The sequence below is a fragment of the Chryseobacterium sp. MYb264 genome, from assembly GCF_035974275.1.
In the GTDB taxonomy this organism is placed as follows: domain Bacteria; phylum Bacteroidota; class Bacteroidia; order Flavobacteriales; family Weeksellaceae; genus Chryseobacterium.
On sequence record NZ_CP142422.1, the window covers coordinates 4,190,972 to 4,212,232 of the forward strand.

Annotated in this window: 17 protein-coding genes; 4 read left to right on the forward strand and 13 right to left on the reverse strand. The window is 32.4% G+C overall.

The window, feature by feature from the left end; genetic code table 11:
• Positions 1 to 138: 138 nt before the first annotated feature.
• The 4 genes from VUJ46_RS18300 to VUJ46_RS18315 form a co-directional block, all read right to left on the reverse strand.
• On the reverse strand, positions 139 to 366 hold the full coding sequence (locus tag VUJ46_RS18300) for a bacteriocin-like protein (RefSeq protein WP_326982139.1): 228 nt from the start codon (positions 364 to 366) through the stop codon (positions 139 to 141).
• Positions 367 to 434: 68 nt separating this feature from the next.
• Positions 435 to 2,630, reverse strand: a complete 2,196-nt coding sequence (locus VUJ46_RS18305; RefSeq protein ID WP_326982140.1) for a peptidase domain-containing ABC transporter — start codon at positions 2,628 to 2,630, stop codon at positions 435 to 437.
• Between the two features lie 83 nt (positions 2,631 to 2,713).
• Positions 2,714 to 4,222: a thioredoxin domain-containing protein gene (locus tag VUJ46_RS18310; protein WP_326982141.1), complete on the reverse strand. Its 1,509-nt coding sequence runs from the start codon at positions 4,220 to 4,222 to the stop codon at positions 2,714 to 2,716.
• A 1,320-nt stretch (positions 4,223 to 5,542) separates the two neighbouring features.
• Entirely contained in the window at positions 5,543 to 5,902 is a 360-nt protein-coding gene (locus VUJ46_RS18315; RefSeq protein ID WP_326982142.1) for a helix-turn-helix domain-containing protein, read from the reverse strand.
• A 440-nt stretch (positions 5,903 to 6,342) separates the two neighbouring features.
• Between VUJ46_RS18315 and VUJ46_RS18320 the strand changes: the two genes are divergently transcribed.
• Entirely contained in the window at positions 6,343 to 8,568 is a 2,226-nt protein-coding gene (locus tag VUJ46_RS18320) for a CocE/NonD family hydrolase (RefSeq protein ID WP_326982143.1), read from the forward strand.
• A 350-nt stretch (positions 8,569 to 8,918) separates the two neighbouring features.
• On the opposite strand, the gene VUJ46_RS18325 is transcribed toward VUJ46_RS18320, so the two are convergent.
• From VUJ46_RS18325 to VUJ46_RS18340, 4 genes are all read right to left on the reverse strand, one after another.
• Positions 8,919 to 11,258, reverse strand: a complete 2,340-nt coding sequence (locus VUJ46_RS18325; RefSeq protein ID WP_326982144.1) for an outer membrane beta-barrel family protein — start codon at positions 11,256 to 11,258, stop codon at positions 8,919 to 8,921.
• Positions 11,248 to 12,132, reverse strand: a complete 885-nt coding sequence (locus tag VUJ46_RS18330; protein WP_326982145.1) for an HTTM domain-containing protein — start codon at positions 12,130 to 12,132, stop codon at positions 11,248 to 11,250. The genes VUJ46_RS18325 and VUJ46_RS18330 overlap by 11 nt, the downstream gene beginning before the upstream one ends.
• On the reverse strand, positions 12,113 to 12,739 hold the full coding sequence (locus VUJ46_RS18335) for a DUF5819 family protein (RefSeq protein ID WP_326982146.1): 627 nt from the start codon (positions 12,737 to 12,739) through the stop codon (positions 12,113 to 12,115). Before VUJ46_RS18335 ends, VUJ46_RS18330 begins: the two co-directional genes overlap by 20 nt.
• A 65-nt stretch (positions 12,740 to 12,804) precedes the next feature.
• The gene (locus tag VUJ46_RS18340; protein ID WP_326982147.1) at positions 12,805 to 13,032 is read right to left on the reverse strand and encodes a hypothetical protein; all 228 of its coding nucleotides are present in this window, start codon (positions 13,030 to 13,032) and stop codon (positions 12,805 to 12,807) included.
• Positions 13,033 to 13,349: 317 nt separating this feature from the next.
• Here VUJ46_RS18340 and VUJ46_RS18345 point away from each other — a divergent pair, with 317 nt between their 5' ends.
• Positions 13,350 to 15,065: an AraC family transcriptional regulator gene (locus tag VUJ46_RS18345; protein ID WP_326982148.1), complete on the forward strand. Its 1,716-nt coding sequence runs from the start codon at positions 13,350 to 13,352 to the stop codon at positions 15,063 to 15,065.
• Between the two features lie 98 nt (positions 15,066 to 15,163).
• Here VUJ46_RS18345 and VUJ46_RS18350 read toward each other — a convergent pair whose 3' ends face one another.
• Positions 15,164 to 15,955, reverse strand: a complete 792-nt coding sequence (locus VUJ46_RS18350) for a transposase (protein WP_326985111.1) — start codon at positions 15,953 to 15,955, stop codon at positions 15,164 to 15,166.
• Between the two features lie 149 nt (positions 15,956 to 16,104).
• Here VUJ46_RS18350 and VUJ46_RS18355 point away from each other — a divergent pair, with 149 nt between their 5' ends.
• A complete protein-coding gene (locus VUJ46_RS18355) occupies positions 16,105 to 16,308 on the forward strand; it encodes a lantibiotic dehydratase C-terminal domain-containing protein (RefSeq protein ID WP_326982149.1) in 204 nt (67 codons plus the stop codon).
• A gap of 318 nt (positions 16,309 to 16,626) precedes the next feature.
• On the opposite strand, the gene VUJ46_RS18360 is transcribed toward VUJ46_RS18355, so the two are convergent.
• The 4 genes from VUJ46_RS18360 to VUJ46_RS18375 all read right to left on the reverse strand — a co-directional run bounded on the left by VUJ46_RS18360 (position 16,627) and on the right by VUJ46_RS18375 (position 20,482).
• Complete coding sequence (locus VUJ46_RS18360) at positions 16,627 to 17,712, reverse strand: DUF3810 domain-containing protein (RefSeq protein ID WP_326982150.1); 1,086 nt, start codon at positions 17,710 to 17,712, stop codon at positions 16,627 to 16,629.
• A gap of 91 nt (positions 17,713 to 17,803) precedes the next feature.
• A complete protein-coding gene (locus tag VUJ46_RS18365) occupies positions 17,804 to 19,249 on the reverse strand; it encodes a sugar MFS transporter (RefSeq protein ID WP_326982151.1) in 1,446 nt (481 codons plus the stop codon).
• Between the two features lie 42 nt (positions 19,250 to 19,291).
• Positions 19,292 to 20,020, reverse strand: coding sequence for a lysophospholipid acyltransferase family protein (locus VUJ46_RS18370; RefSeq protein ID WP_326982152.1), 729 nt, complete (start codon positions 20,018 to 20,020; stop codon positions 19,292 to 19,294).
• Between the two features lie 3 nt (positions 20,021 to 20,023).
• Positions 20,024 to 20,482: a GtrA family protein gene (locus VUJ46_RS18375; RefSeq protein ID WP_326982153.1), complete on the reverse strand. Its 459-nt coding sequence runs from the start codon at positions 20,480 to 20,482 to the stop codon at positions 20,024 to 20,026.
• Between the two features lie 242 nt (positions 20,483 to 20,724).
• On the opposite strand from VUJ46_RS18375, the gene VUJ46_RS18380 reads away from it, so the two are divergent.
• Positions 20,725 to 20,988, forward strand: coding sequence for a hypothetical protein (locus VUJ46_RS18380; RefSeq protein WP_326982154.1), 264 nt, complete (start codon positions 20,725 to 20,727; stop codon positions 20,986 to 20,988).
• Positions 20,989 to 21,261 lie beyond the last annotated feature (273 nt).

Consider the following 21,261-nt stretch of genomic DNA (forward strand, 5'->3'; position numbering starts at 1 on the left):
TTTTTGCTCTGATCTGAATAGCTGCCACAGTGTACTTCTTCCATCTGTTGGCGGTATCTCAAAACCACTTTTATGAAGTCGAAATGGTAAATAGATTTCCTTCTTTTACATTTTTTGAGCAGTCCATATCTGTCAGTTTTAGAATTCTGACTCACACATTTCTGACGTATAGTCATTCATGTGGATACATGTTCCATATTTAGGACAAAATCTCAATTGGTTGCATGAGCAGTCAAATGGCTGTCCTGGCATTGGAGGATCCATTGGCAAATATTCCTGGCAGGCTCCAGATCCAATTCCTGAGCCTCGTCCGTTACCTTTTACTGATTTTAATGTTTCTCTTGTTAGTTTTTTTAAATTTTTCATAGTAATAAAAATTTCAATTTGTTACCTACTCTTTAAGCTTTTCGGTTTCCGCTATATTGTGATTCTATCTAGTTTCCAAGTTCTAACTGATTTTTTACGAGTCTGTAATATTCACCTTTTAGCGCTACCAATTCCGCATGATTTCCTTCTTCCACCACATTTCCTTTATCCAGTACGATGATCTTGTCTGCATGTTTTACCGTTGAAAGGCGGTGCGCAATAACCACGGCCGTTTTACCTTTGAAAAACTGTTCCAGATTTTCCATAATGATCTTTTCGTTGTTGGCATCCAGAGCAGAAGTTGCTTCATCGAAGAAAATATATTCCGGAGATTTATACACGGCTCTTGCAATAAAAAGTCTCTGCTTCTGGCCGCCACTTACACCAACTCCTTCATTTCCGATCTTCGTGTTATAGCTTAACGGTAAACTTTCCACAAAATCTTTAATATTGGCTATTTCAACCGCCTTTCTAAGCTTTGTTTTGTCGATGTAATCTTCTCCAATGGCGATATTGTTGGCAATGGTATCATTGAAAACATAACCTTCCTGCATCACCACACCACAATGGTCTCTCCAGAATCTTGGGGAAACACTGCTCAGTTTGGTATGCCCGATTTTAATATCACCTTCGTTAGGCTCATAAAACTTCATCAAAAGCTTTAGAAGCGTTGTTTTTCCACTTCCGCTGGCTCCTACGATGGCTGTTGTTTTTTGATAAGGAATATTTAAACTTAAATTTTCAAATACCGGTACATCAGAACCTATATAACGGAATGACATATTGCTGATCTCAATATCTTTTTCAGGAACTTCGTGTGCATATTGCTCATCTTTATTTTCCTCATCCTCTTTATCATGAATTTCGCCCAGTCTTTCAAGTGAAATTTTAGCATCCTGAGTCTGTTTAATGAAATCGATCAGCTGTAGCAAAGGGGCATTAAGCTGCCCGATAATATACTGTACAGATAACATCATCCCCAGTGTTAAATTTCCGCTTAGTACCAGTTTAGCAGAAAGAAAACTCACCAGGATATCTTTCATCTGGTTGATAAAGTTTCCTCCCACAGACTGCCATTGTTCAAGGGAAAGAGATTTTATCCTGAGCTTAAATAATTTTACCTGTAGAAACTCCCAATCCCAGCGTTTTTGCTTTTCGGCATTGTGCATTTTGATCTCCTGCATTCCGTTGATCAGTTCAATCACCTTACTTTGCTCTTGGGAAACCTGTGAAAATCTTTTATAATCCAGTTCCTTTCTTTTTTTAAGGAAAAAAGTAATCCACCCGATGTATAAGGCAGCGCCTACAAAGTAAACAATGAAAAGCTGATAATCATAAAAAAGTAATACGATGCTGAAAATAATCAGATTCACCAGAGAGAAAAGCGTATTCAGCGAAGAACTCGTCAGAAGCTGTTCAATTCTATGGTGATCATTAATTCTCTGCATGATATCACCCGTCATTCTTGTGTCAAAAAAGCTGATCGGAAGCTTCATTAATTTAATAAAGAAATCCGAAATAATGGAAATATTGATTCTTGCGGAAAGATGCAGCAAGATCCAGCTTCGGATCATTTCAATTCCCATTCTTCCAAGGAAAAGCATAATTTGAGCTGCCAGAACAAGATAAATGAAATTGAGATCCTGATTCTGAATGCCGACATCGACAATACTTTGGGTAAGGAAAGGGAATATCAGGGATAGTAAACTTCCTCCCAAAAGACCGACTGCCAGCTGAATAACTAGATTTTTATATTTCAGTAAATATTTAGACAGAAAAGAAAAGCTGGCTTTGCTTTGTTCTTCTTCAAATTCTGTCTGGAAAAATGCCGGAGTGGTCTCTAAAATCAGAGCAATACCTTCTTCTGTATTTTCATTGGCATTTTCACCGATCCAGAATTTGATAAATTCTTCTTTGGTGTAAGTGATTAAACCATAGCTTGGGTCTGAAATGTATACTTTTTCATTTTTATCGATATCATAAACAACCACAAAGTGATTTTTGTTCCAGTGAACCACACAAGGTAACGGAACTTCTTCTTTCAGGGTATTAAAATCAATCTGAACCCCCAGAGAACGGTAACCAAGATCTTCGGCAGCATCACTTAAACCCAGCAGGCTGCTTCCTTCTCTCGTAGTCTCCGAAAGATTTCGGATCTGTTGTAAAGAAATGCTTCTTTTATAATATTTACTTACAATTCTAAGGCAGGTAGGTCCACAGTCTTTGGAATCCGGCTGAATGTAATTGGGAAATTTTTTCTTCATTAACTCTCGTTGAAATTAAAGACTAAATACATAGTCTCTAATATATATTATTTGATTTAGTTTTAATTATCCGAAGTTTAATTTTAAAAATCTTCGTCATACAGTAGCTCATCAATAAAAAACCAGATATCATCACGGTCGTATTTATCAGGAAACTGGTGTCCGTTGATAATAAGAATAGGCGTGAAATTTAATTGATTATTACTATTGTCTTTAGACATTTCAATGATGGGCTGCAAATCCTGTTCTTGATCTCCTCTTCCTGATTTTGCATGAATTTGTTCCTCACTTTTATTTTCAAACCAGTTTTCTATGGTTTCAAGAAACTCGTGTTGGGATTTATTTTGATAGATATAAGTGAAATCTGAAATTAAACCTGCGTATTTTTCGGGACTTCTGTCCGGGAAATAATTAAATCGTAGCTGAGCGGAAACTTCATTTGGATATTTTTTCAGAATATCTTCCATAATCTTATGGGCATCTTTACAAAAACCGCAATAAGGATTGGAGACAATGGAAATGTGAAGTCTTGCTTCAGGATTTCCCACTGAAAACGTTTGATTATCCTGAAATTCTATTTTTTCGTTTTCTGATAGCTGACTTTTAAACAAATCATAGTTTCTTTTAAATCTAAGATTTTTAGCATTTGATTTCTGAATTTTTTCTTTTTCTTCCAGTGTATTATTGATATACAAAACGGAAGTAAAAGCTGCAATCCATAATACAACGCTTAGTAAGATCGTTTTTATCTCGATAAATACATTTTCAAAAAGCAAAGTACCAAGTAATAATTGAGCAACCAGCACTGAAATAATTAAAAGACAAACTCTACAAAATGTTTTTTCAACAAACCCCTGAATATACAGTGAATATCCAATGGCTAAAACGGAAACTAAGCTAAGACCTTTAAGAATATAAGAAGTCGCAGGAAGAAATAAACCTAAAATGGTAATTCCAACGAAATAGATCAATGAAAAATCTGAAAATTTAAGCCCCAGAATACTTGTTTTATCCTGAGTAATGATTTTGTTACAGGAATTTACCGCCTGATTTCCTGCGGTATCTCCACAAATACTGCCAATAACCGTAGAGGTATTTCCGAATTTCTGATTGAAAATTTCAAGAGAAATATATACTCCGGCTAAAGAGAGAATATTGAAAATACCTTGATACCAAGTATGAGTGAGCAAGGTGTACAAAGCAATAAGAGCCAATACAGAATAGAGTAGAGGTTTTATATTTTTTGCAGCTTTTCCTTCTGCTTGTTCTGTTTTTTCAAATAGAAGAACAAAATCTGTTGAATTTTTATGAAGTTCAGCTTTATTCAGAGTTTTAGCCTTCTCTGAGTATATCGAATATTGACTTCCCGATTTTTTTACCAGTGAAAAAGAATTATCAACAATAGCGATAAATTCTTCAGGTAACTCATCCCAATATTGTTTTTCCAATTCATAGGCATCATTTTTTACGCCCATAAAATTAAGGGTATCACTAAAAGCCAGTGCAGACGGATAATTAGGATGTGAATTGAACTGAAACAGAAACTCCTGCTTATCCAGTTTTAAATAGTGTATTAGTTTATCGAAAATCATGTTAATATTTTTACTAAAATACGCAGATGTTTTAAAAAAACAAGCGCTTTTCTTGTATGGGTGATTTATTTTTAGTTAAAAACAAAAAAAACAGGTATTTATTTGTTGTCTTTATGTTTAAAATATGAATATTTTCCTTCTTTTCTCCGGTGTGCTTCTCATGATATCAACGGAAGAATATATGCCCTTATTTAGAAATAGATCCTACTCCTTAATTGATAAGGGGAAGGCAGCTTAAAAAAATAATATTAAGAATACTACTTCCTTACAAACATACACCGTCCGTCGGTTTTATAAAATAGATGATGCTCTAGATTTGTAAATTTAGATGTTTTTTGTGGGTAGTTTTAACCTAAGCTCAATTAAAATCAACTATCTAAAATATTGATTTTCTATTATTAAAACACACATGAATAGCGTTGGGCTCATCCCAGTGTTAGAATTTGGAATCCAATTAAGGCTTTATCCGAAATTGATGATAAGCTTCGATCTCATTTTTAGACAGACTAAAGCCCACGTTTATTGACCTTGACCTATTAGAATATTTTATTGATCGAGCCTTAGGCTATCATTAAACATCAATCTGACCAAATTGCATAGATAAAAAACATCTTTCAATTAAATTCCGTCAACAAGCTTCTGAAAATTAAATAAAAAAGGAGGAAAAAATTCCTCCTATGTCTGAACCATTTCTAGCGATAAAAACATTCTAGAAATGTATTCCCTCAATTTGTGGTTCATGTCAGTTTCCTTAATTTTCTACGCAAGAAGGAAACTAAAGATTATTAGTTGTGTCTTTACCCGTTGCAAACATACACAACCCATGGGTTTTATAAAAAATAAGGTTCTCTAGATTTATAAATCTAGAGAAATTTTAATCTTATTTCATTGGTTATTACAATTTTGTATTTTACCTAAATTCTGTTTCAAATCTAAAAAATAAGTTTTTTTTTATATTAAATGCTCATTTGGTAATTAATCGACATGGAAATTAATGAAAAATTATCAAGTTGACATTGGTTTGTGTGGGCATAAAAATAGTAAGCCTCCAAAATCTCTCTTTCAAATTATCATCTGATTTTTCCCATTGAATTTACGCTTATTTAACGTGAAATCGATGGTATTTCACTTGTTTTCAATTCACTAAAAAGGTGAAAAGTATTGATGTTGAATAGTGAATGGTAAATGGTGAATGGTGAATTTCTTCGAGTCAATTGTCAATCTTAATGGTACGTAAAAAATTCACTTGCGCAGCAAAATTCACGATTCACAGGATCATTTGATCTTATAGGCTACTTTTCGTTCTGTTGACAAGAAAAGCTAGAAGCCTCCAACTTCCCTCTTCCAGCTCTTTAACAAATTTTTTTCGTCGAGTTCACGCTTATTTATTTTGTGTTTTTTCGATTTCTTTGATATCAATGGACAGCGTGGTTCCTGTCTTTTTTTGAATTCTATTGAAAAAGCCTGCTCATTATTATAGCCTAATTCATCGGGAATCACTCCTAATTTATAGGAACGGAATTTTTTATCTGTTACCAATTTATTGAGGAGATATTCTACTCGAAGACTATTTAAATAAGAAGCGAAATTTTGTTCTTTATAGGTGTTAATAACTTCAGATACATAAGAAGAGTTGGTTTGAATATCTTTTGCTAAACTGCCAAGTGTAATCCCTTTCATTAGAAACAACTCTTTCATTTCAAATAACTGTAATTCTTTTAAAATAAGATCAACGGTTTCTTCAGATAGTTTTTCTGTTTTCTCGGTTTTATTGTTTGATACCGATATAGGATCGGATATGACAGCTTGATGATCTTTCTTTCGGGGAATAATCTGTTTTTCGGCATTTTTTTCTATAGAGTAAATAAGGTGCTGAACGATTTTACATTGTTTTTGCTGTGCTTTTTTCGAGTGATAATGAAAATAAAATTTATCAAAATGTAGCTTAACTTATACTGGAATTTTTATTTGCATATCCAAAATACCTTTGTTATTTCAGAGGAGACTTCCGGATAAAGTAAGAACTTGATATAGATCTTATTTTATCCGGAAATCCGTAAAATTATAATTCTGAGAAAATTTGGTTTTACGGATTTTTTGTTTTATCATTAAATAAAAAAATGAAGTCAAAAATTATTTCGATGCTTTTACTGCTTTCGCTCCATACGATTGCGGCTCAAAAATTCTATTTTCCTAAAAAGGAAGTTGCAGATGCTGCACTTCTTGAAAAGAGAGTTTCCTCCATTGCGGCTGTTATTTCCAAGAATTATGCTAACGCTAAAACGTATGATTCTCTAGATAAACAATTCAAGCTTGAAATTGTATCAGGCCATTTTGAAAAATCGTTGCCCCTGATTCGTAAAAGCAGACAGGTATATGCTGACGAGAAGACGGTAAGCATAAAAAGTATAGATTATGAAATCTTTGCTATGTCCAAAAACATGGAAAGAAATGAAAAGATGAACTTTACCATCGCTCTTAACAAAGCTTTTGAACAAAAATATGCTACACTCCCCGAAAAATATTCATTTCGATTGAATGATGTATTTGAATATGATATAAAAGATAAGAAAAGTAAATTAAAGAGATCTTTTGGTAATATTAAGAATGATAGTTTAACCTATAATGATGCATTACAGATGTGTCTGAATTATCTGGATTATCAGTGTTCTTCTCAAACTCAAAGTGATATCAATAAACTGTTATCGGAAAAAGATAAAAAAAGGTACTGGCAAAAATCTTTTACTATAAAGACAAGCACGGGAGGCAACCTGGTCATTACGGTAACAAGACCCAAAGAAAAAAAGCAGCCTTTACCGGTAATATTAACCAATAGTATATATGCCGGCAGCTATGACAGCTCCTTGGGAAAAAGAGCGGTAGCCTATCATTATATTGGTGCTGTTGTGAATACACGAGGAAAAAGGACCAGTAATGACGCAATTGAACCTTTTGAGCATGAAGCACAAGACCTGTATGATGTTATAGATTGGGTCAGTAAACAGCCATGGTGTAATGGCAAAGTAGGGATGATCGGGGGAAGTTATTTAGGATTCAGCCAGTGGGCGGCAACAAAGAAACTGCATCCGGCATTGAAAACCATTGTTCCTCAGGTTTCGGTGGGAATAGGAATCGATTTTCCCATGGAAAACAATGTTTTTTCCAACTATATGCTTCAGTGGATTTCGTATGTTACCAATAATAAAATGACCGACGAGGCAAGTTTTAAAAATTATCAGAAATGGGATTCTATCAACACTGCATGGTATAAAAGCGGAAAATCTTTCAGGGCTTTAGATACCATCGCCGGTAAACCGAGCCCTATTTTTCAACGATGGCTTCAGCATCCTTCCTATGATGATTTTTGGAAAAAAATGATTCCTTATAAAGAAGAATTCGCAGCCATTCCGATTCCGATTCTCAGTACGACAGGTTTTTATGATTCCGATCAGTTGGGAGCCCTGTATTATTTCAAAGAATATCATAAATACCATCCGAATCCCAATCATTATCTGGTGATGGGACCATACGATCATGGGGGAGCACAGAGCTATCCCGTGAATGTACTCATGGGATACCATCTCAATGAAGCGGCAAAGATCAATTTCAGTGACCTGGCTTATTCATGGTTTGATTATATTTTGAAAAATGGTGCTAAACCGCTGTTGTTGAAGGATAAAGTCAATATTCAGGTGATGGATTCCGATCAATGGTATCATTTTCCGACCCTGGAAAAGTCTCATCATGATCAACTCAGATTTTATCTCACTAAAAAAGCAGATTCTGTTTTGGCATTAAGCCAACGGAAGCCTTCTCAATCTGAATATGTAAAACAAATGGTTGATTTCAGTGATCGGGAAGATAAAAATAGCTATTATACTTTAAAAAAAGACAGTATCAATACCACGAACAGCGTAGTGTATACAACTGAGGTGCTAGACAAAGATTTGATTATCAACGGAGCCTTTAGTGCAAAGCTCAAAGCGATGATTAATAAAAAAGATATGGATATTACCATTACCTTGATGCAGGTAAAGCCTGAAGGTGGTTTTTTCTTTTTATCCAATTATCTCGGAAGAGCAAGCTATATCAAAAACAGGGAGGAAAGGCAACTTTTAAAACCCAACGAAATTGAAGAAATCTCTATTACCAACAGCACTTTTGTTGGAAAAAAGATTCCCAAAGGTAGCCAATTAATCGTCTTATTAGGAGTCAATAAAAATCCGAATACTCAGATAAACTATGGAACAGGTAAAGACGTAAGCGACGAAACCATTCAGGATGCCAAAGAACCTCTGGAGGTGAAATGGTATAATGATAGTTATATTGAAATTCCTGTTATTTAAAGGTTACGTTTTCGAGAAATTTTAAAATAATAGTAAATTAACGTGAGTTCGGGATAAGAATTTGGCTGGAAGCTGGAAGAGTGTGGTTGGAGGCTGATTGTGTTCTCCATTTTGTTATGATCATAAAAAATTCAAAGGAAAAAGGAATATTTTGATTTTATATCCTTATATAACCTCCGTCTTCCGGCTCTCCTGGCTTCCATACTCAAAAAGCCTATTATCCCGAATTCAGGTTAAAGTAAGTGTATGAAATAAATTATTAATATATTTTTAAAACTCATCATTCTGGTTCTAAAACCAATAGCCAATAGCAAAAAGCTAATTGCCAAAAGCTACTTATTATTATCTTTTTATCTGGTTCTGGACTTTAATTCTTCAGCAAGTTTGTCAGGATTTGAATTATCTTTCTTTAATCCTTTTGCCAATTTATACACCAAACCTAATCTTATCCAGTGAGTGTCAAAATTTTGAGTAATATTTGATATTTGATTTTCAATAATTGACCTATTTCTAATCGTATAGGTTCTAAATAGGTCATTGCCAACTAATGAAACTTTTAGCTTATTATCAAGAAACGATTGACTAACTCCTATACTTGCTGTAAATAAGTTTTGTGTTTTGTATGGACCTTGAATAAATGGGGTTCTATAATCTGTTGTAAATTCCAATTTTAAAGTTTTAGGCAATGAAAAAACATGGGAAGCGGCTATTTGACCAGACCAGATAGCTGAATTTATATGGATCACGTGATCGTTGATCCTGTTGTATAAAACAAGACCGCTTACATTTAAATTCCACCATTTTAAGGGTTGTAGGGTGATATTGGAATTAAATGATAATGAATTGCTTTGGTTGATATTGGTTGGCATTAATATAGTGGACTTATCACCATTATCCTGAATTGGGGTTTGATAGATCTGATTTTTATTAATAAAATACGCAATGCTAAAAATATATTTATTTTTAAGAATATATTGCAATTCTATCTGATGAGATAAACTAGGTTTTAATTCAGGGTTACCGATGAGTCGGGTATATTGATCTACATAATAAACAAATGGCATCAGATTTTTAAACCTTGGACGATTAATTCTTTTGTTATAAGACAAACTAAAACTATTATTTTTTGAAGGATGATAAGAAAAATTAAAGAAAGGAAATAAATTAATAGGATCTCTTCTTAATATAAAATTATTTTCTAGATCTATACCTTTCAAAGGATTATACTCTAACCTGCTGCCAAAAGTAAAACTTGTTTTATTAAAATTCTTGTTATATTGTGCATAACCTCCAAAAATCCATTCATTGTACTTGTATTGATCTGATTTATCTGGGTCAAATACTAAAGATTCAAAGAAATTGTTTTCACTATCTATACTCTGATAGATTGCTTTTATTCCTGTTTCAAATTTTGATAAAGAATCTAATTTTATTTCATAATCAATCTGAGAAAGGGCGATGTTTATTCTGTTTGGAGATTGATTCTGCAAATCATTGTACGTATTAATTTCTGGGATTTGATAGGTGGAAAGGAGAGAACGATTTTTTATATTGTAGAAAATGTAGTTTGACTTCAATGTTAATTTTGATTTTTCATTGGTTATATTGTAGTTAACGCCGATATCAAAGGTTTTTAAATTGTTTTTACTGTTTTGGTTTGAAAATAACGTGGATGTGATCACATCATTCCTGTTATAAAACCCAAGATCCGTATTCTGTGTGATTTGCTCATTATAAAAAGAAAGTGAAGAGTTGATCAATACATTCGATTTATTGTATTTATGCTCATATTGAGCGTTAAGGGTGCTGGTACTGCCTTTTATTTTTGCATACGTTTCTTGATGAGTGTTTGTATCTAGAAAATCTCTATAGGTGCTTGCCTTTTCAAAATCTGTATTAAAAGAGCTAATATAATGAAGCATATATCTACTTTTTTTGGTATTATATTGCCCTCTTAGTCCTGTATTTTGTTTATAATATTTCCCTTGTGTTCCGTTGAATGAAGCGCCTAGGGAATAGCCTTCTCGTGTTGTTTTTTTTGTTTTAATATTAATAATTCCCGCATTTCCACTGGCATCATATTTTGCGGATGGTGAAGAGTTTATCTCTACATCACTGATATCACTGGAGGAAATACTTTTTAAATAATTAATCACTTCACTATTGGACATATACAAAACCTGTCCGTCTATTTGAATTTGAATACCCGGTTTTCCTTTTACATTAAAGGAATTATTAGGATAATTATACGTGACGCCCGGAAGTTTTGATAAAGTTTCAAATGCGGTTCCATTAGACAGAACCGGACTGCCTTCCACATTAATTTCTAACACACCACCTTTACTTTGAATGAATGGTTTTTTATTGGAAATAACCACCTCCTTAATTTGAGTTTCTCCCTCTAAAACAATGATATCGTTGATCAAGTTTTTATTAATCAGTATAGTGTCGCATTTGGTAAAATTGCTCGCCGTAATACACCTTTTATAACTTCCTAATGGTATATTTTTGAAAATAAAATTTTGTCCTCTCGTCGACTCAGAAAAGGAATTTTCAGGAGTTTGTATGTTCGTAAGAATAATGAGATATTCTTTCCCAAGAGTATTTATTTTCCCGCCATATTCCACCGTTTGCGAAAATATTTTGAGAAAACCAGATAGACATAGTAAGAGAAGAATCTTATGTAGCATATTTTATCTTTAATTTATTATAAACTGAAGCATACTGATTGTCAGTAAAAAATAGAGCATAACATGATATCATAATAAAGGAGAAATTATCAATTTTCATTAAAAAAAATATCCCGGTATGCAGTAGAATGCCAATGAAAATAGTTATACACCTTGTTTTCTTAATCAAAATGAAAATAGAAAACAATAATTGAAAAATTATAGTAAACCAAGTTGAAAGTTTGACAAGAATAATTGAACTGGTAAAAAAAGAATTAAATTTTGTTGGTGAAAAATCATCAGAATTAAGTATATAATACAGAGCGGTTCCATCCCTCCACATCTTTCCTTCTAATTTATGTAATCCCGAAAAAAAATAGACAATACAAATTTGGATCATTATTCCATAAGAAAAATAAACACTTAAAATATTAGAAATAGTTGAAGTTCTTTTATAAATCTTATGTTTCAAAAATTCATATTTACTACTCAAACTTTGCGTTTCAATAAATAAGTAAAAGGGCAGTATGACAGAAATGACATTATCTGCACCATCTAAAATATATATATTTCTTATCTTAAACAGGAACAAAAGGGCAGAGAGGAGTACAACTGAAAATCGTTGTAAAATTCCTAACATAAATAAAAATCCAAAAGATATTCCCAAAAAACAAAAAATATTTACATTGTTTACTTCTGTAAAGTCTACATATAGCCAATTCAGTTTATAAAAATTAATAATATCCTTATAAGTTTGATAAGATACAATTCCTTGATTTCCAAACAAATATTTTCTATTAGCAAAATAAATTACAAAGTCTTTAAATATCAAAAAACCCATTAGAAATCTCAATATTGATGCACCTATTTTTCGGTTATAAATAAGATTGTTCATATAAAGACTGTTTGGTTGTGAGATAGATATCCGTCAACGTGATGTACTTTTTTTCTTCATACTTCTTCTTAGAGTTTGAAGGAAGTAAAGGCTCATTAATAAGATATATATCAATAAATACAGAATCTTTATCACTTATTGTATTTAAAAAGGCTTTTTGATTTTTTAATGTAAGTTTAGAATAATTTAGAATCGATTCTAAGCCGTGAGATTTGTTTTTATCTTTATAAATATTATTTAATCTTCCGATTGACCTCTTCTTTATAATATCATTATAGCAACTATTTTGATATTTTAATAGCCTCTGATTGATATTCAAAAATCCTCGATTGCTATTATTTTTAATATCCTCGTGAATATCAACTATGATGCTATCTTTATCGGTGTGAAATTTAATAACAAAATACTGATTTCCATGTGGAGGAGTAGGAGCAAACATGCCCCAATTTTGTTCAAAAAAAGGTGTGATGTAATTATTTTTTATTTTTTCTGCGATTCTATTATTAGTGTATCCTAGATCATAAAACTGCACGATCACAACAAATGTGAAATGAATGACCAAAATTAGGAGAATAAAATTCTTTAAAAAAATCATTTTTTTTGTCATTTTTTGTTTTACGTATAAAAAGAACCAACATATTGTTGGTAAAACAATATGATGGTTCTAAAATTTTAAAAAGCTTGCTCTAAAGACTGTTGAGCTGTAGTCGTAGTCGTCTCCGTTGTGGTTGTAGTGGTTTCCACGGTTGTAGTCGTAGAATTTCTACTTGCTTCTGCAAAATCATTTGATTTGCTTCCAGAAATGATAGTATTAGTACCTTCACCTATTGCTGAATTACCTACAGCAATAGCCGATACACCTAAGACCCCACTAAGTAATAATGATTTTATTAATTTCATTGTTTTGAATTTTTAGTTTAAATAATTTTTTTGTCATACAATCCCTGACATGGGATTTTTGCTGATCAGCTATATTGTACTTTTCACACTGCGCATTATGAAAAGAAAAATATTTATGTTTTTACCTGAGACAAAGATGCAAGTGCTTTATCGATAATACAAGAAGAGTATATCGGAATTTATAAATTCTGGAACAAAAGGATACGAAATTGATCAATTTAGATTTTTTATCAGTTGATTATTAGTTGTTTATGTTTTGTTTCGTCTTTTATTGAAAAGAGAAGTGAAAATGTGTATTTTTGTTTTTTAAACACAAAATGAAAAACACGATTCTAGTCTGTTTGTTGGTTTTTTACCAAAATTTATTTCTTTCGCAGAGTATAAAGGGCTTTCATATTCCTGACTCTTTAGTTCATAAAAATTTTGAAGATTTACAAAAAGATTTTCACAAAAATCTTTATATCAATAAATCCAATGCTGAAATCTATGCGAATACAATTCTTTTAAAAGGAAAAAAGGATAAGAGCCACGAGAAAATTGCAGATGGATATCTGATGCTACATCGATTAAATCATGATAAATCAGCATTATCGTATTTGGATAGTATGATGGTTGTATCCAAAAAAATGCAAAATTCTGATTATCTTGCAGATGGTAATATGTATAAGGGGAATTACTATTATGCAAAAGGAGAGTATTCAAAAGCATTAGCCAGTAATTTAGTAGCAATAAATTATGCGAAAAAGAACAGCAAGACATATTATATTCTCAATTTTAATGTAGGTCTGTTAAAGCTTGAATTAAAAGAGTACAAAGAATCTATTCAGTTATTTCTTAATTATAAGCAATATCTAGAAAGAAATAATGCTGAAAGATCTCTTGATTATGTAAGTTGTATTTATGCCTTAGCCTATGCTTATAGTCAGGCAGGCAATCTTGACTTTTCTGACCAATATGTTAACGTTGGATTAGAGAAAAGCTATGAAATGAAAGATGGTGAGTGTCAAGCTAATTTAATTTTAGTTTCCGGAATAAATAGATATAAGAGAAAAAAATACGAATCTGCTTTGGAGACATTAAGAAAGTCCTCTAAATTAATAAAAGATAATTTCTTTAATCCTCAGAATCTAGCAATCAGTGAATATTATATAGGAAAAATATTATATTACGGTAATGATAACAATTTTGTGAGAAAGCTTGAAATTGTAGACTCTATCATTACCAAGACTAAAAGTGTTACTTCCGAATTAAGAGATGCCTATCCACTGTTAATTGACTATTATAAAAAAACGGGAAATAAAGAAAAGCAGCTATTTTATATAGAGCACTTATTATCTGTAGATAGTATTTTAAGTAAAAACAATATTTTTTTAACGACGGAAATAAACAAAAAATACGATACTCCTTTGCTTTTAAAGGAAAAAGAAATTCTAATTTCAGATTTACATACAAAGAATTATACTTTATTTTGGATTATTGGAATAGGAGGGGGCATTATCATTCTCCTGCTTTATCTCTACGATAAAAACAGGAGGAAAATTAAAATATATCAAAGCAAAGCAGATTTACTGATGCAATCTTCAGTCGATTCAGATCATTCTGAAATAACAGATCTTCCTTTTAATGAAAATTTGGATTTTCAAAAAGAAAAATCAAAAGCAACTTTGTCGGATGATAAGTTAAAACAATTAAGTCAGAAGTGGCAAGAGTTTGAAATAGAAAAACGATTCTTAGATAAAAAAATAAATTTGGATATTCTGTCCAAGGAATTTAATATCAACAGAGCTTATTTATCAAGATCAGTTAATGAACTGAAGGGAAAGAATTTTCCGCAATATCTAAATGAATTGAGAATTAATTATATCATCCTTGAATTGAAGAATAATAAAAGATTACAAAAACTTACCATTGCTACTGTTGCTGAGGAAGCTGGATACAATAATGTAGAGTCTTTTACCAATGCATTTAAAAAAATAACAGATACGCTGCCTTCTTATTATATAAAAGCACTAAAAGAAAATAACAATCAGTGATGTTTTAAGATGTTGTATATTAGGGTGTTGTTTTTTTAAATAATACGGAATTTATAAATTTCGACATCTATTTTTTTGAATGAAAATACATTATGAAGTCATTTAAACTTTTTAGTGTTATAAAACTTTCTTAGTGCAATGACCATAAATGCTAAATCATTAAAAGATTTCCAACTAGATACAGTAGTATCAAACCTATTGAGCAATGATCTAAAGCTGTCTAACCAAGCATTTGTTCTTTCTATAGTATCTTTTTGATGGTATAAAAGCTCATCAAAATAAATCTCGTCTGTATCTGAGCCATTACGCTTATTGAAAGCAATATTTGCCATGATATCTTTATTTTCACAATGCTTTCTGAAGTTTTGAGCATCAAACCCTGCATCAGCATTCATAAATAATCCCTTTACAGCAATATCTGCCTTTTCTAATGTTTGAGTGATCTGATCAAAATAGATTTCAATATGATACAGATCATTATGATTTCCTGCAATAGGGTCTGACATTGCTAAAGGAAGTCCCTGTCTATCTGTAAAATAAAGCGAAGTAGTGGTCTTTCTCTTTTTACGCCCTTGATAAGCGACCTCTTCTCCTCCCCGTAATGCTGATGTATGACTCCCGTCTAAATCTGCACTGGATAAATCTAATTTCGATTTATTTTTTGATAATAGCTTTATCCAGCAATCTTGCCAAATATTTTTTACACACCATTTACGAAAATGATAGAAAACACTTTGATAGGTCAAAACATTCTCTGCAAAAAGACTTTTTACAGGTAAATAAGCCCATTGAACCCCTGTTTTCAGTTTGTATAATATGCAATTTACTATTTCAGCAAGAGGGGCTTTGGGAAAAAATCCTCGTTTTGGCTTAGGAAGATTAGGTACTATTTCATTTTATATTATATCTTTGTCTAGTACTTGGTACATCATCGGCTTGATTTGTTTTTTATGTTTCGCAACACAAAAATAAACAAGCCGTTTTTTATATTAAAAGTTTAAATGACTTCGATTGTAAAGAGCTGTTAAAAAATAATCTTATGAAAAGTAGGTTTTCTATACAGGAAACGATTAAGAAAAACAAAATAGGAGAGCGGAAAAAAATCATCCAAAGTTTGTTTCATATGCATATTAACCGACTTTTTGTATCAGATCAAAGATTGTTTGAAATGATCATTTATGATTATTTACATCGTTATTATAAAACTATTTTTTTTAAAAATATGCAAAAAGAAAATATTTAAATATGTGCTTTTATTGTTTTGGATGATATAGTTAACCTTTTTAAGGTTTTTTAGTTTAAATTTTTAATTATAAGCTCACTATTCTGAAACACAACCCAATCCCAATTTGAGATAATAAGAAAAACAAGAATTCAAACAATCGTTTGATTTTGTTAATATTTATAACCAATTATTTCATAAATGTGATTATTTGGCATTGAATATGTCTTTTTGTAGAATGTCATATTAGTGTGAAATTTATCATATTTCAGGGCAGTCCGCTTAAAAAATCTTAAAGTTTTCATAAAGTTTTAAAAAAGGAATGAAATGTTTTTGTAATTACGAAATATGTTGTACTTTTACAACGCCTTGAATGAGGGAACAAGTCAAGGTAATAAATTTTTTTTCATCATTTGTGTTTTTAGAATCGTATCGCCTGATACGATTCTTTTGTTTTAAGACTATTTTTTCATAGTGAAGTAATAAATCAATGAAGTAGGAATAGGTAACAGAGCCCTCCTGTTGATTGCTTTTCAGAAAGAGGTTATTGGTAAACCCGAAAAAGTCGTCCAGTAAACCCTGGTGCTTATAAATAAACGCTCTCTCGTACAGTCTGTCTTTTTTCATTTCCGGAGAATAATTCTTTAGAGCCGTTTTTACAAAATTTTCATCTTCATAAGCAATAGAATTCAGCAGACTTTTCAAAGTATAATATTCTGTGCTGTATCTTAACTCCAGATTTCCAGAATGTATTCCAATCAGATATCCCACAAAATTGGCCTCCTGTTCTCTTGCGAAACCAAGCTGATGTGAGCTTTCATGCGCCGATGTAAAAGGCAGGAATGTTGAAGGTAATTCCGAATTGTACTGTGCTTCTGCCGTAAAAGGATTGTAATATCCCAAAATTCCTGTAAAGCTCATTACATACTTAAATAGACTCGGTTTGAAAGAATTAATTTGTGGCGCTTTTTTATTAGAAATTAAAGCCGGTAATTTTGATTGTTGATAAAGAATCTCTTTTTGTATCTTTTCCAGATCGGTAACAATGAAAACACCGTTTTTATCCTGACTGACAAGTTTACGGGTTGTTTTACATTTTTCAAGGTATTGCAAAGCCAGTTCTTTTCTTCTTTCCAACGAAGTATCCGACTGATCTCCTTTTTTAAGTTTGTCTATAATCGGAGTCTGGAAATACAACATTCCCCAAAATATCTGATAGATAAAGTAAAAAGAATTGATACCAATTAATAACCGCAGCAGACCTGCATTTCGGGTTTTCTTTTTAAAATTTTTAATGATACAAAATAGAATAAAGGCTCCGAGCAAAACATATAAAACATCTCCTATCGAAAATGGGATCCATGAAAATAAGGTTTGATGAAAACTTTTCTGAATTTCAAAAAAATACTCAAAAAAAGAAATCATAAATTTCAGTTTTGAGAAGACAAAGAACAAAAGAAATTGGGCAAGTAATATACCTGCCCAAAATCTCTTTTTATATACTATTTTTCTATTCTTAATGACCACTTCCTTTGGTGATTTTATCAAGATCAATTCCCTGAGATTTTAAAATTCCGGTAACCCGGATCGCATAGAATGCAAGGTACGCAAAACAGATCACACCAACAGTATAACTCATGTGAATGGTTGTTAAATCTGCTACATATCCCTGAACAAGACTTACAATTCCACCTCCCATAATCATCATAATCAACAATCCTGAACCTTCGTTCGTATGTTTTCCAAGACCGTTGATTGCCAAAGCAAAGATACACGGCCAAAGTGTAGAGCAGAATAAGCCAACACTGGTGAAAGCATATACAGAAACCATCCCTTTTGTAAACATTCCTATTAATAAGGCAGTAATACCGGCAACAGAGAAAATTAAAAGCATTCTCGCCGGATTTCCTTTACTCATAATATCACAGATAATCATAGCGATGATAATAATACCGTAAACATAAAAAGGTTTCAAATCATGATGGGCAATGGCATTTACTAGTAAAAATACTGCAAAAGCCAAATAAGGCGCTAAAAATCGTAAGATCTTTTTGAATCCTGCACTGAAATCGAATGCGTCTACCGCTCCTGTCCAACGTCCGATCATCATCGAAGCCCAATATAATGAAATGTATGGAGCCACATCTTTGGTTTCAAAACCAAGGTCTTTTTCCATATATGCAGGAAGATTACTTGCTGTAGAAACTTCAACACCCACGTAAACAAAGATTGCGATCATCCCCATAATCAATTGTGGATAATGGAAAGCCGATTTTCTGTGATTTCCCGGAGTAGAATCGTCTGTATCTTCAATATTGGTAGGTGTTACTGATGGCAGAGAAGAAAACTTCAACATAACAGCCACCAAAACAAAAGCTACCCCCAGAATAAGGTAAGGAACTTTTACACTTTCAACGCTTACATCTGTACTTGCTGCGGTTGCAGAACCGAAGATGGCAAAAGAAACAATTAATGGCCCGATGGTAGTTCCGAAGTTATTGATACCTCCCGCCATTGTCAATCTTTGAGATCCTGTTTCTGCAGGTCCCACCTCAATTGCTAAAGGATTGGCAACGATTTGCTGTAGAGAAAAACCTAGTCCTACGATGAAAAGACCGGAGATCATTAATGGGAAAGATTCCATATTGGCAGCTGGGTAAAACAATAAAGTACCTGCTGCAGAAATAAGAAGCCCTATGATAAGCCCGTTCTTATATCCGATCTTGTTAATTAAATCTTGTTTCAAACCTTTTGAAACCGCCATATAAATTAATGAACCTACGGTATACGCTACATAAAAGCAGATTTGCACGAGCATACTTTCAGTTTGGGTTAAATCGAATGCCTTTTTGAAAACCGGGATCAGAATGTCATTGCTTGCCGCAATAAAGCCCCAGAAAAAAAATACAGTAACTAATGGTATGAATTGCCCCCAATTAGTTTGCTTTGAATAATTTGACATATTTGTTAAAAATTTCTTAATAACAAATATATATTATTTCTTTTAATTACGGTGATTCACCAAAGTTTTTTTTATTTCTTCAAAAGCCTTTGTTTTCAGCTCTTTCGGAGAATCTGAAGCGGGTAAAATTCCGTTAAAATAGACTTTTACTGTGCCCGGATAACCTTTTGAACTGTCAAACGGAAAAATTTCCTTTAATCCAACGAAGGTATGGATGGCAATAGGTGAATTATGTTTCGAGGAAAGCGTAAAAGCCCCATCTTTAAATTCATCTAAAATTACGGAAGTGTCATCCGGAACACCGCCTTCGGGAAAAATAACGATGTTGTTACCTTCTTCCATTTTTTCGGCACAACGTCGGTACACGTCGGCGCGGCTTCTTGCGCTGCTGCGGTCTACCATTACGCATATCCTTTTATATATGGTTCCGAAAATCGGGATCTTTACCAATTCTTTTTTGCCCACAAAACAAATAGGGTGGTGCGGATACAGAATGCAGGTAAGCATAATATCCATGATCGAAGTATGGTTGGAAATAATAACGTATTGCGTGTTCTTATCTATCTTTTGATCTGAAAGGTGGATGAGCTCGTATCGTAACCCCATTCCGTAAAACATTCCGTAGCTCCAGAATCGGATGAACCGGTAGGCAAACCTGTAATGCTTTTTATGAAAAGATAAAATATATACAGGAATCCCAAAAATAATTGTTAAAACAAATGCCAACAATAGTAACCATACTCTCCAAAAATAGTTTAAGATCTTTACCACACTCTATCCGTTAAATATTACTTTTTTCTTCACTGAATAATTCAGAACCGAAACTAATAAAATGGCCGCAATTTTACTGATCATTTCCGGACTTAATGTGTAAAATCTCAGATTGATATTGTCTTTAAATATCCAGCTGTAAAATACCTGAAAGAAGCCAAGGCTGAATAAGGTGGAAATAAATGAAACCAATATAAAATACGCAAACTCTTTCCTTTTTGAATGTTTTCCCCTTTCAAAAACAAACCAGATGCTTAGAAAATAATTCGTAATAATACCACAGCTTGTAGAAAAAATATTACTTAAAGGATAATGCACTCCGTGATAATCCGGCTCGTGCGGAAATATCTGAGGAAGAAGGGTGCTGAAGGTTTTAAAACTTCCGATTTCTACCACTGCACTTAGTCCTCCTGCAATGATGAAGAATAAAATCTGTTTGTGACGTAGTACTAATTCTCTCATCTATTATATATGATGTGCAAATTTATAACTATATGTTAAACACTTAAAAAAAGATGTTAAATATTTTTGTGAATTAAAATTAATTTCTAAATTTAATCTAACTAATACGGATCGATACTACCTGATAATAAATTCATTTTCAGCTGTTTGTGCTGTTGGTTTTTCTATCTTGTCAGCTGGGCATATTGCCCTGCAATTAAAATTTATTACCGCTTTTTACCCACTTAACCATCATTATTTGTATGAAAAATCAAAACAAATACAGAAAATTTCAGCTTCAGCAAAAAAATATTGAAGCACTGGAGAAAGAAAGTATACGCTTCAAACGCGTATACTCCGAATATGAAAATATGTCCAATGAACTTTGGAATCTTGAAAACTCCACCGGGGAACCTGTGCCGGATGATTTTATAAATGCAATGATACTTCAGACCTCCTATCTGGAAGATGAGATCGAAGATTGGTTGATACAGTTTAATGATAAAAAGACCAAAATAAAACAATAATGCAATCAATAGATTATGCATTTTAAAATAGAGGAGAAGTATTCTTTAGAATGCTTCTTTTTTGTGAATTGCAATTTTTTCCGGCCTCTCCACCTCCTTAATTTTAATCGCGCTCTTCAATATAATGATGGTAATATTTAAAGCAAAATGTAATTATTCCAAAATAAAAGAGCCATTTTCAAAAATAAATAACGGATATTTCAAAATAAATTGGGGGTTCGCAGGTTCAGAAATAACATATATGTCATGTCGAATATCTTATATCTTACAAGA